General features: G+C 61.9%; 8 protein-coding genes and 1 pseudogene. 2 read left to right on the forward strand and 7 right to left on the reverse strand.

The window, feature by feature from the left end; all coding sequences use genetic code 11:
- Positions 1–32: 32 nt before the first annotated feature.
- Positions 33–842, forward strand: coding sequence for an alpha/beta hydrolase (locus tag ABHF91_RS10835; RefSeq protein WP_409420307.1), 810 nt, complete (start codon positions 33–35; stop codon positions 840–842).
- A gap of 68 nt (positions 843–910) precedes the next feature.
- Here ABHF91_RS10835 and ABHF91_RS10840 read toward each other — a convergent pair whose 3' ends face one another.
- The 5 genes from ABHF91_RS10840 to ABHF91_RS10860 form a co-directional block, all read right to left on the reverse strand.
- The gene (locus ABHF91_RS10840) at positions 911–2239 is read right to left on the reverse strand and encodes an IS4 family transposase (RefSeq protein ID WP_409420308.1); all 1329 of its coding nucleotides are present in this window, start codon (positions 2237–2239) and stop codon (positions 911–913) included.
- A 118-nt stretch (positions 2240–2357) separates the two neighbouring features.
- Positions 2358–3230, reverse strand: coding sequence for a succinate--CoA ligase subunit alpha (gene sucD / locus ABHF91_RS10845; RefSeq protein WP_409420309.1), 873 nt, complete (start codon positions 3228–3230; stop codon positions 2358–2360).
- Entirely contained in the window at positions 3227–4396 is a 1170-nt protein-coding gene (sucC, locus tag ABHF91_RS10850) for an ADP-forming succinate--CoA ligase subunit beta (protein WP_409420310.1), read from the reverse strand. Before sucC ends, sucD begins: the two co-directional genes overlap by 4 nt.
- Before the next feature lie 51 nt (positions 4397–4447).
- Positions 4448–5647: a 2-oxoglutarate dehydrogenase complex dihydrolipoyllysine-residue succinyltransferase gene (gene odhB / locus ABHF91_RS10855; RefSeq protein WP_409420311.1), complete on the reverse strand. Its 1200-nt coding sequence runs from the start codon at positions 5645–5647 to the stop codon at positions 4448–4450.
- 19 nt (positions 5648–5666) lie between these two features.
- Complete coding sequence (locus ABHF91_RS10860; protein ID WP_409420312.1) at positions 5667–8471, reverse strand: 2-oxoglutarate dehydrogenase E1 component; 2805 nt, start codon at positions 8469–8471, stop codon at positions 5667–5669.
- A 557-nt stretch (positions 8472–9028) separates the two neighbouring features.
- On the opposite strand from ABHF91_RS10860, the gene gltA reads away from it, so the two are divergent.
- Positions 9029–10318 (forward strand): citrate synthase, encoded by a 1290-nt coding sequence (gltA, locus tag ABHF91_RS10865; protein ID WP_409420313.1) that lies wholly within the window; start codon positions 9029–9031, stop codon positions 10316–10318.
- A 62-nt stretch (positions 10319–10380) separates the two neighbouring features.
- Here the strand turns inward: gltA and ABHF91_RS10870 are convergent.
- Together ABHF91_RS10870 and ABHF91_RS10875 are read right to left on the reverse strand one after the other, a co-directional pair.
- A pseudogene (locus tag ABHF91_RS10870) lies at positions 10381–11026 on the reverse strand (IS4 family transposase); the annotation flags it as partial.
- A 153-nt stretch (positions 11027–11179) separates the two neighbouring features.
- Positions 11180–11392, reverse strand: coding sequence for a hypothetical protein (locus ABHF91_RS10875; protein ID WP_409420314.1), 213 nt, complete (start codon positions 11390–11392; stop codon positions 11180–11182).
- Positions 11393–11456: the final 64 nt, after the last annotated feature.

Consider the following 11456-nt stretch of genomic DNA (forward strand, 5'->3'; position numbering starts at 1 on the left):
TGACCCCCTTTGCATGTGCGCCGGAGGCCGCAATGCTGGCCAGCTTTACGCATCAAGGGGTCGAACTGCGTTATTACGATAATCAGGCCGACGGCCCAGTGCTCGTCTTCCAGCATGGGCTGGCGGGGGATCACCGCCAGATACTGGAGATTTTCCCGCCCGATGAGACCGGCGCCCCCGGCTTTCGCCTGATCTGCCTGGAATGCCGCGGCCATGGCGGTTCGGCCCTGGGGCCCGGATCGGCGCTGTGTATCCCCCAGTTTGCCGCCGATCTGCTGGCACTGCTCACCTGGCTCAGGCTGCCCAGGGTGCACCTGGCCGGCATCTCCTTCGGCGCCGCCCTGGTGGCGGCGCTGGCAACAAAAATGCCCCACAAGGTGACCTCCTTGAGCCTGATCCGGCCGGCCTGGCTCGCCGAGCGCAACCCGCCCAATTTGATGATCTTCAACGTGGCGCTGGCGTTTTTGCAGACCCATGGCCCCCTGGCCGGCCAGCGACTCTTTTGCCAAAGCGGCGCCTACCAGGCCCTGGCGGCCCGCTCGGCGGACAATGCCCGTTCCGTGCTGGCCCTGTTCGCCCATCCGCACCCCCAGGCCCTCGACCTGTTTAACCGCCTGACCCTGGGGGATCCCGGCCTGGATCTGGCCGCCCTCGGCGCCGCTCCCTGGCCCATCCAGGTGCTGGGAACACCCCAGGATGAGATACACCCCTTGCCGCTGGCCGAGACGCTGGCCCAACGGCTGGGGCTCACCGGCATCGTCTGCCTGCCCGCCAAGTCCGCGGATGTCCAGGGCCATTACGCCCGGCTGCGGGACAGTCTGCTGGCCCAGCTGTTTGCCTGACGGGCTGACTCCGTTGCCAAGGAGATGCGGGCAAACAAAAGGCGGCCCAGGCCCGTAATGCCAGTCAGTTAAGCCTGACTGGCATTGTTTTTACTAGGTTTTCTCGTCGCATACTTCTGTGGTTTGGCTTTGACACACCTGGGATAACTTCGTTCTCGGCGGGCAGGTAACTTGAACTGCTCCGCCTGTTTGTCCATGTCGGCGACGCGGGCTGGAATATTCCCCGGTGATACGAACGGCAGGCAACTGAGCTCATGCAGCAGATACACCGATGCCATGTGAAAGCTCAGCTGGCTGGCCGTATAGCCTTTTAAGCTCGCCGCCATTCTAACCATCTGATATCTCAGCAGGTTATAGGCCAATACCAAGCCCCATAGCTCCTGCCTTACTCCATCGGGTTTCTTGCTGCGCAGCGTCAGCCTGTGCTGTTGCAGGCTCTGTTTCATCTCCCGATAGCCCAGCTCGATTTCCCAGCGATTCTGGTATAGCTCCATCAACTCGCTGGCAGGGAAGCGCATCGGGTCGGTGAGCGAGGTCAGCACCTGGCGCTCCTTGCCATTCATCGTCCGGGTCAGCAGCCGGGCTTCGAGCTGCTCCGGTAACTCGCTCCACTTCTTCTTGGCCTGCGGACTGGAGGTGAGACATACCAGCGCATCCTGCCGCCCCAGCTTGCGGATGACCTCGTATTGCGTGCCCTTCTTCAGCGGAATAAGCCAGTGACGGGCGATGCCCTGGCTTTGCCAAGCGTGTAGTAATCCCAGTGAGTAGAAGCCCTTATCGAACAGGGTCAGGCTGTTATCGGGTGTTTTTTCAATGAGTTGCTCTGCCAGCACCATCTCGTTCACCGCACAGGAGTCCATCACGGTCTGGGTCAGCAGGTGGCTGGTCAGCTCCATCTGACACAGCATGCGTACTTGCGGATACTGCGTCTCGCCCTGGCCGGTTTTCGACTTGGCAAAGGCGCTGGCATTGTCCTGGGTATCGGGCGTGCGCCAGACCACCCCATCGACGGCCAGCAGCTGCAAGCCGGCCCAGGTGGGGTGCTGACACTGCTGATGCCAGAGCGTAGCGGTCTGCTGGAACACCTGTTGAACGGCTCGGTCAGCCAGTTTTTGGCGCGCTTGGATGAAGGCACTGGGAACGACGAATGGCCGGTCGCCAGGTAACAGGATATCTAGCTGGTTGGCCAATTGGGTCATGGGGACATGACGAAACAGGGACATACCGATAATGGCCCACAGCACCCGCTCCATAGGCATGCGCCGTCGGCGCAGGGTGACAGACCCGGTCTCGGCCAGGCAAGCCTGCACCAGTTCAGGTGACAGCAGGTCAGACAGGGACTCAAATTTTCCGGGAGGACAGGCGTGAATGAAGTCGAGAGCTTGGTCGATGCGCATAAAAAATCCGAAACCCAACAAGGAGTTTCGGATTCTTACACAGCCTGAGGATCGGTCAATGGATCCTTAACTGATCGGCATTACAGCCTAACCGCGCCTTTTACGATGCGGGTCCGACTCACCAGCCGGTCACCTCGGCCAGAGCTTGGCCGATATCCGCCAGGGAACGCACCGTCTTGACGCCGGCGGACTCCAAGGCCGCATACTTCTCCGCCGCCGTGCCCTTGCCACCGGCGATGATGGCGCCGGCATGGCCCATCCGCTTGCCGGAGGGCGCCGTGACCCCAGCGATGTAGGACACCACCGGCTTGGTGACATGGGCCTTGATGTAGGCGGCGGCCTCTTCCTCAGCGGTCCCGCCGATCTCGCCGATCATGACGATGGCCTCGGTCTTGGGATCCTCCTGGAACAGCTTGAGGATGTCGACGAAGTTGGCCCCCGGGATGGGATCGCCACCGATGCCGACACAGGAGGACTGGCCAAAGCCGGTGTCGGTGGTCTGCTTGACCGCCTCGTAGGTCAGGGTGCCCGAGCGGGAGACGATGCCCACCTTGCCCGGCAGGTGGATGTGACCGGGCATGATGCCGATCTTGCACTCACCCGGGGTGATCACGCCGGGGCAGTTGGGGCCAATCATCCGCACGCCTGTCTCTTCCAGCTTGCATTTGACCTGCAGCATGTCGAGGGTGGGAATGCCTTCCGTGATGCAGACGATGAGCTCAATGCCGGCATCGATGGCTTCCAGGATGGCATCCTTGCAGAAGGGCGCCGGTACATAGATGACGGTGGCAGTGGCGCCCGTGGTCTCCACCGCCTCGCGCACGGTATTGAACACCGGCAGACCCAGGTGAGTGGTGCCGCCCTTGCCGGGGGAGACGCCACCGACCATCTGGGTCCCATAGGCGATGGCCTGTTCGGAGTGGAAGGTGCCCTGGGCACCGGTGAAACCCTGGCAAATTACCTTGGTGTGCTTGTCGATCAGAATGCTCATGCCTGGCTCCCCGCTGCCTTGACTACCTGAACCGCCGCATCCGTCAGACTGGTGGCGGCAATGATGTTGAGGCCGCTGGCGGCCAGCCGCTCCCGGCCCAGTTCGGCGTTATTGCCTTCCAGACGCACCACCACGGGCACCTTGACCCCCACCTCGGACACGGCACCGATGACCCCCTCGGCGATGAGGTCGCAGCGCACTATGCCGCCGAAGATGTTGACCAGCACGGCCTTGACCTTGTCGTCAGACAGAATGATCTTGAACGCCTCGGTCACCCGCTCCTTGGTGGCACCGCCCCCCACATCCAGGAAGTTGGCCGGCTCGCCACCGTGCAGCTTAATGATGTCCATGGTACCCATGGCCAGACCCGCACCGTTGACCATGCAGCCGATGTTGCCATCCAGTGCCACGTAGTTGAGCTCCCACTGGGCCGCATGGGCCTCCCGGGCATCCTCCTGACTCATGTCCTGCAACTCCCGCAGCTTGGGCTGACGGAACAGGGCATTGGAGTCGATGTTGATCTTGCCATCCAGGCACAGCAGCTTGCCGTCACCGGTGATCACCAGCGGGTTGATCTCCAGCAGGGACAGGTCGTAATCCACGAACATCTTGCCCAGGCCGGTGAAGATCTTGGTGAATTGCTTAATTTGGTCTCCATTGAGTCCCAGCTTGAAGCCCAGCTCCCGGGCCTGGTAGGCCTGGGGTCCGGTGAGGGGATCCAGCACCGCCTTGTGGATCAGCTCCGGCGTCTCGTGGGCCACCTTCTCGATCTCCATGCCCCCTTCGGTGGAGGCCATGAACACCACCCTGCGGCTGCTGCGATCCACTACGGCGCCCAGATACAGCTCCTTGGCGATGGGAGAACAGGCTTCCAGCAACAGCTTGTTTACCGGCTGGCCTTGGGCGTCTGTCTGGTAGGTGACCAGGTTCTTGCCCAGCCACTGCTCGGCAAAGGCGCGGATCTCTTCCTTACTGCTGACGACCTTGACGCCGCCGGCCTTGCCGCGGCCACCGGCGTGGACCTGGCATTTGATGACCCATTTATCGCCCCCCAGACTGGAGGCAGCTTCGACGGCTTCTTGGGGGGAACTACAGGCGACGCCCTGGGGAATGGGCAATCCGTATTCGGCAAACAGTTGTTTTGCCTGATATTCATGCAAGTTCATGACACTCTATCCATGTTGTGTTGCCGCCCCGGGACCGGGGCGGCGGCTAAATTAGATGTCCAGCAGCAGGCGGGCGGGATCTTCCAAAAATTCCTTGATGGTGACCAGAAAACCCACCGATTCCCGACCGTCGATCAGCCTGTGGTCATAGGAAACGGCCAGGTACATCATGGGCAGGATTACCACTTGCCCGTCCACCGCCATGGGTCGATCCTGGATCTTGTGCATGCCCAGAATGGCACTCTGAGGGGGGTTGATGATGGGTGTCGACATCAGGGAACCGAAAACGCCACCGTTGGTGATGGTGAAGTTGCCGCCGTTGAGATCATCGAGCGTCAACTTACCATCTCGCGCCTTGTCCGCCAATGACTTGATGGCTTTCTCGATTTCCGCCAGGCTCAGTTGCTCGCAATCCCGCAGCACCGGCGTCACCAGGCCGCGCTCGGTGGACACGGCGATGCTGATGTCGAAATAGTTGTGATAGACGATGTCGTCACCGTCCAGGCTGGCATTGACCTCGGGATAGCGCTTGAGGGCCTCGGTGACCGCCTTGACAAAGAAGGACATGAAACCCAGCTTGATGCCGTGGCGCTTCTCGAACCGCTCCTGGTACTGCTTGCGCAGCGTCATGATGGGCTGCATGTTCACCTCGTTGAAGGTGGTCAGCATGGCGGTGGCGTTCTTGGCCTCCAGCAGCCGTTCGGCGATCCGCTGGCGCAGCCGGGTCATGGGCACTCGCCGCTCTTCCCGTGCCCCGGGCGCCACCGACAGGGCCTCGGTGTCCGTCGAGGTCGACGCAACAGGCGCTGCCGCCGGCTCGGGCTGGCCTGCCAGATGGTGCTGGATATCCTCACGGGTGAGGCGACCGCCGGGTCCCGTGCCCTGAATGGCGTCGGCGCTGACCCCTTCTTCGGCCAGCAGGCGGCGTACCGAGGGCGTCAGCACATCGGACTTGTCATGCACCGCCTCCTCGGCCGGCGCGGCCACATGGGGGGTCAGCTCACCGGCCTGGGGCAGCGGCGTCAACCGGGCCAGCAAGGCCTTGGCCTGGACGGTCGTGCCCCGCTCCACCAGTATCTCCGCCACCACGCCATCTTCCGGGGCCGGCACTTCCAGCACTATCTTGTCGGTTTCGATGTCCACCAGCAGCTCACCCGCCTTGATGGTTTCCCCCACCGCCTTGTGCCAGTCACCGACGGTGGCATCCGCGACGGATTCGGGTAAGTCAGGCACCTTGATCTCTACAGTCATCATCATGTCCTTTGTTCAATCATTCGAGGGTCAAGGCGTCTTCCACCAACGCCTTCTGCTGCTTCAAGTGCAGGGAGATATAGCCCACCGCCGGCGAGGCCGAGGCGGGACGACCCACATAGCGTAGTCTGGCGCCGCTGGGGATGGCCTCCCAAAAATGGTGCTGGCTGCAATACCAGGCGCCCTGATTCTGCGGCTCCTCCTGGCACCAAACAAACTCACCTACATGCTGATACTCCTTCAGCACCTCCGCCAGTTCGGCGTGGGGGAAGGGATACAGCTGCTCGATGCGAATGAGCGCCACCTGTTTCTGCTCGGCCTTGCGCCTGGCCTCCAGCAGATCGTAATACACCTTGCCGGAGCAGAGCACCACGCGGCGCACCTGCGCCGGATCCAGCTTCTCCTGCTCGCCGATGACATTCTGGAAGCGCCCATCGGCCAGCTCCTCCAGCGAGGAGATGGCCAAGGGATGGCGCAGCAGCGACTTGGGGGTGAAGACGATGAGGGGCCGCCGCATGGGCCTGATCATCTGGCGCCGCAGCATGTGATAGACCTGGGCCGGGGTGGTGGGCATGCAGATCTGCATGTTGTGCTGGGCGCACAGCTGCAGATAGCGCTCGGGCCGGGCGGAGGAGTGCTCGGGCCCCTGTCCCTCGTAGCCATGGGGCAGGAACAGGGTCAAGCCACACAGCCGGCCCCATTTCTGCTCGCCGGAGGAGACAAACTGATCGATCACCACCTGGGCGCCGTTGGCAAAATCACCAAATTGCGCCTCCCAGATGGTGAAACCCGCCGGGGCGGCGGTGGAATAGCCGTACTCAAAGGCCAGCACCGCCTCCTCGGAGAGCACGGAATCATACACCTCAAAAGGCGCCTGCTTCTCGTCCACATGCCGCAGCGGAATGTACAGGCTGGCATCCTCCTGGTTGTGCAGCACGGCATGCCGGTGGAAGAAGGTGCCGCGCCCCGAATCCTGGCCGGTCAGGCGCACCCGGAAACCCTGCTTCACCAGGGTGGCGTAGGCCAGGGTCTCGGCAAAGCCCCAGTCCACCGGCCGCTCTCCCCGACTCATGGCCAGACGATCGTCGTAAATCTTGCCCACCTGGCGCTGCAGCGGGAAGTTGGCGGGATAGCGGGTCAGGGCTTCCCCCAGCTGCTGCAAGGCGTCCAGCGGATAGCTGGAGTCATACTGAATGTCCCAGTCGTGTCCCAGAAAGGGGGTCCAGTTCATCTGGTACTGCTGGGACATGGGCTGCCACTCCTTGACCACGCAGGCCCCCTTCTCCAGGGCGTTGCGGTAGCTCTGCACCAGCTGATCCGGTTCATCCTCCCCCAGCAGGCCGCGGGCCACCAGGCGTTCGCCATAGCGTTGGCGGGCGGTGGGATGCACCTTGATCTTCTGATACATGAGGGGCTGGGTGGCGGTGGGTTCATCGGCCTCGTTGTGGCCGTTGCGCCGGTAGCACACCAGATCGATGAACACGTCCCGATGGAAGGTGTTGCGAAAATCCAGCGCCAGCCGGGTCACCCGGATCACCGCATCGGGATCGTCGCCATTGACGTGAAATATCGGCGCCTGGACCATCTTGGCCACGTCGGTGCAGTAGGCGCTGGAGCGGGTGTCCTTGGGATTGGAGGTGGTAAAGCCAATCTGGTTGTTGATGACGATGCGCACCGCCCCGCCCACGCCGAAGGCCCGGGTCTGAGACATGTTGAGGCTCTCCGCCACCACCCCCTGGCCGGCGATGGCCGAATCACCGTGAATGGTGATGGGCAGCACCAGCTTGCCGCTCTTGTCCCCCAGGCGATCCATCCGCGCCCGCACCGAGCCGATGACCACGGGATTGACGATCTCCAGGTGGGAGGGGTTGAAGGCCAGCGCCAGGTGCACGTTGCCGCCGGCGGTGGCGAAATCGGCGGAGAAGCCCTGGTGGTACTTCACGTCGCCGGTGCCCCAGGACTCGCCGTGCTTGCCGGCAAACTCGTCGAACAGCTCCTGGGACTTCTTGCCCAGCACGTTGATCAGCATGTTGAGCCGGCCACGGTGGGCCATGCCGATCACCACCTCCTTGCAACCCTCCTCGCCGGCGTGGCGGATCAGCTCCTTGACCATGGGGATCAGCATGTCGCCGCCTTCCAGGGAGAAGCGCTTGGCGCCGGGGAACTTGGCTCCCAGGAAGCGCTCCAGGCCCTCGGCGCCGGTCAAGTCGTCCAGGATCAGCCGCTGGCAGTCGGCGGAGAGCTCGATCTGCCCCTCGGTGGGCTCCAGGCGCTGCTGGATCCAGCGCTTCTCCTCCAGGGAGGTCATGTGCATGTATTCGGCGCCGATGGAGCCGCAATAGGTCCGCTGCAGGGAGGCCAGCAGCTGGCGCAGCGGCACCATCTCCGGGCAGCCCAGATAGGTGCCCACATGAAAGCGGCAATCCAGATCCGCCGCGGTGAGCTGGTAGTAGTCCAGCCCCAGTTCCGGCCTGGGGCTGCGCTGCCACAGGCCCAAGGGATCGAGATCCGCCAGCTCATGGCCGGCGACCCGGTAGGAGTTGATCAGCTGCAGCACCTGGATCTGGCGGGCATCCGTCTTCACCTCCACTGTGCCACGGCGGGCGTGACCGGCCAGCGCCAGTTGGCGAAACCGCGCCTTGACCGGCGCATGGGGTTCATCGGGGTGACCGTTGGAAGGCAAGTCGGCGAAGTAGTCGCGCCAGACGGGATCCACGGCAGCGGGATCCTTGAGGAAGGTCTCGTAGAGCTGCTCTACGTAGCCAGCATTGGCACCGGCCAGCGGGGTGGATGCCAGCCAGTCTTTCAGGACGCTTTCATGCATGATGATGCCTTATGGTTCATACTGCCCTGCCACTTTGTCGCAAGCCGGCCGGCCAGCCGGCCCCGAGAAAGCATCGAGTGGGGTGTTCAACCCATGCTTGCGGGTGCCAGACGAACATAGATCTTGCGCGATAGGCATCCGGGGATCAATAGGCGACCACCTCGGGTCAGGAGCCGAGCCCAACCGGTGCCAGTCGCTGCCCAGGCAGCCTGACTCACCGGCGGCGTATTCCAATCAGCCCACAGCCGCGCCACAATAGGGCGAATAATGTGAGCCAGTCGAAATTTTTAATGAAAATCAGCGGACTAACTGACCTAGATTGCAGTATATGCGGCAGAAGATCCTGATTACAAACCCATAACATTCTAAATACATCAATTATTCAATCAAGATCTCAGTCTGTGCGACGCTATGCAGCTTGCCCCCGGGGTTAAATTGACAAGCCAGGTGCCAACCGCTGAAATAGGCAGAGATTTGGCCGCGCTCCGACCCCGGTTGACACCCAACCAGCAAGAGCGAAGCGGACACGACCAATTATTGAGCAAAGGAGACTTGCCATGGCTGATAAGATAGCCACCCTGCACATCCCAGGCCAAGAGCCCATCGAGTTGCCCATTTTGTCCGGTACTCTTGGACACGAGGTCATCGACGTGCGAGCGTTGGGCGCTCACGGCTATTTCACCTACGACCCGGGTTTTCTTTCCACTGCCTCCTGTGAGTCGAAAATTACCTTTATCGATGGCGATGCCGGCATTCTGCTGCACCGCGGCTACCCCATCGACGAGCTGGCCCAGAATGCCAACTACCTGCAGGTCTGCTACCTGCTGCTGACCGGCGAACTGCCCAATCAGGAGCAGTACGATGCCTTCCGCAAGCGGGTGACCCGGCATACCATGGTGCACGAACAGATCACCTCCTTGTTCCGCGCCTTCCGCCGCGACTCCCACCCCATGGCGGTCATGTGCGGGGTGGCCGGCGCCCTGTCGGCCTTCTACCACGACTCCCTGGATATCAACGATCCCCGCCACCGGGAAATCGCCGCCTATCGCCTCATCTCCAAGATGCCCACCCTGGCGGCCATGTCCTACAAGTACTCCATCGGCCAGCCGTTCATCTATCCGCGCAACGATCTGAGCTACGCCGGCAACTTCCTGCACATGATGTTTGCAATCCCCTGCGAGGAGTACAAGGTGAACCCCATTGTGGAAAAGGCGATGGATCGCATCTTCATCCTGCATGCCGACCACGAGCAGAATGCCTCCACCTCCAGCGTGCGGCTGGCCGGCTCCTCCGGCGCCAACCCCTTCGCCTGTATCGCCGCCGGTATCGCCTCCCTGTGGGGACCGGCCCACGGTGGGGCCAACGAGGCCTGCCTGAAGATGCTGGAGGAGATCGGCTCGGTGGAGCGCATCCCCCATTACATAGTTCGGGCCAAGGACAAGGATGACCCCTTCCGTCTGATGGGCTTCGGCCACCGGGTGTACAAGAACTACGACCCCAGAGCCACCGTCATGCGCAACACCTGTCACCAGGTGCTGCAGGAGCTGAACATCAAGGATCCCCTGCTGGAAGTGGCCATGGAGCTGGAGCGCATCGCCCTCTCCGACCCCTACTTCGTCGACAAGAAGCTCTACCCCAATGTGGACTTCTACTCGGGCATCATCCTCAAGGCCATCGGCATTCCCACCTCCATGTTCACCGTGATCTTCGCCCTGGCGCGCACCATCGGCTGGATCACCCACTGGCTGGAGATGCAGGCCGATCCGGCCAGCCGGATTGGTCGTCCGCGCCAGCTGTACATAGGTGCCCCCACCCGCACCGTGCTGCCGCTGGAGCAGCGCAAGTAAGTGACATGGTTCAACCCTTCCTAAGCAAAATGGCGGCCCTCTGGCCTGTCTCTTGATCACAACTATTGATGCTCAAGAGACAGCGCCAGTTCATAGCCTTCCAGGAGGGTCTGGAGTCGAAACCAGCCCTCCCATAATCCCGTTATCGAGGCTCGCCCCGTTCGTTTAGTGTTCTTCCAGCCTTCCAGTGTGGCTAGGCTCTTGTACGCCCACCCCCTATCCGGCGCCTGGCCCGGCAACGGCTTTTTCTCCAACTTGTGCCAAAGCAGTGTCCACCCCGTCGTGCCCAGGACGGCTTCGCAGGCTTGCGCCTGCGCCTATGGCTCCTCGTTGATAAACCTCAATTGCAACAGACGCACCGCGATAAACGACAAGATGACGCACATCCGCTTCAAGTTATCCAGGCTCTGCATCCTTAAGGTTTCTACCCGGGAGCCGGCACGCTTCCAGACCTTGTGATAATCCTCGATAAGCCAGCGCCGCTCGTAATAGCCGATAACCTCGCGGGCCTGCGCATCGGTGGTCACGGCTTCACTGGTCAGCAGGTGCCACGCCAGCCGATCAGCCGTCTCGCCCTGCTCAATGCACCCCACGTCTACGCTTGTTGGCCGGCGCCTTCAGGGTGACCTTGGCAAACTTGATGTCGAGCACAGCCGCTGCGACTTTTCTGCCGCCCCGCTGCGGTATTTTCACGACCTTGGTACCGGCAGATTGGCTCTGCCGGAACGGTTATTTAGAGCCGTGATAAGGGATGACAAAGAGTCAGATCACGGAGAAAACGTTCAAATAAAAACCCAAGCGATGCTTGGGTTTTTATGTATTAGAGACAGGCCTGGGCCGCCTTGCGCAGTGAGCCGCGGCTCAGGTGAGATAGAAGCGCCAGGCCCGCACCGGCTCCGAATAGCCCACCCGGATGCAGAAAGGCGCCAGCTCATGGTTGGCCTCCTCCAGGCTCGGCATGGGCAGGTGCTCCTGCTGACACCAGCGGACGAACTCGGCGCTGTTGAAGCTGTAATGGTCGCCGTGTAAGGCGCCATGGGCCTGGATCAGGCGGATGGATGTTTGGCTGTCCATGGTTACCTCCAGATGGCAGGGCGCTGCCCTTCAAGTATAGAAGCCAGCCATCGGCCCCTCGTGG

The sequence above is a fragment of the Pseudaeromonas aegiceratis genome, from assembly GCF_046254905.1.
Taxonomy (GTDB): domain Bacteria; phylum Pseudomonadota; class Gammaproteobacteria; order Enterobacterales; family Aeromonadaceae; genus Pseudaeromonas; species Pseudaeromonas aegiceratis.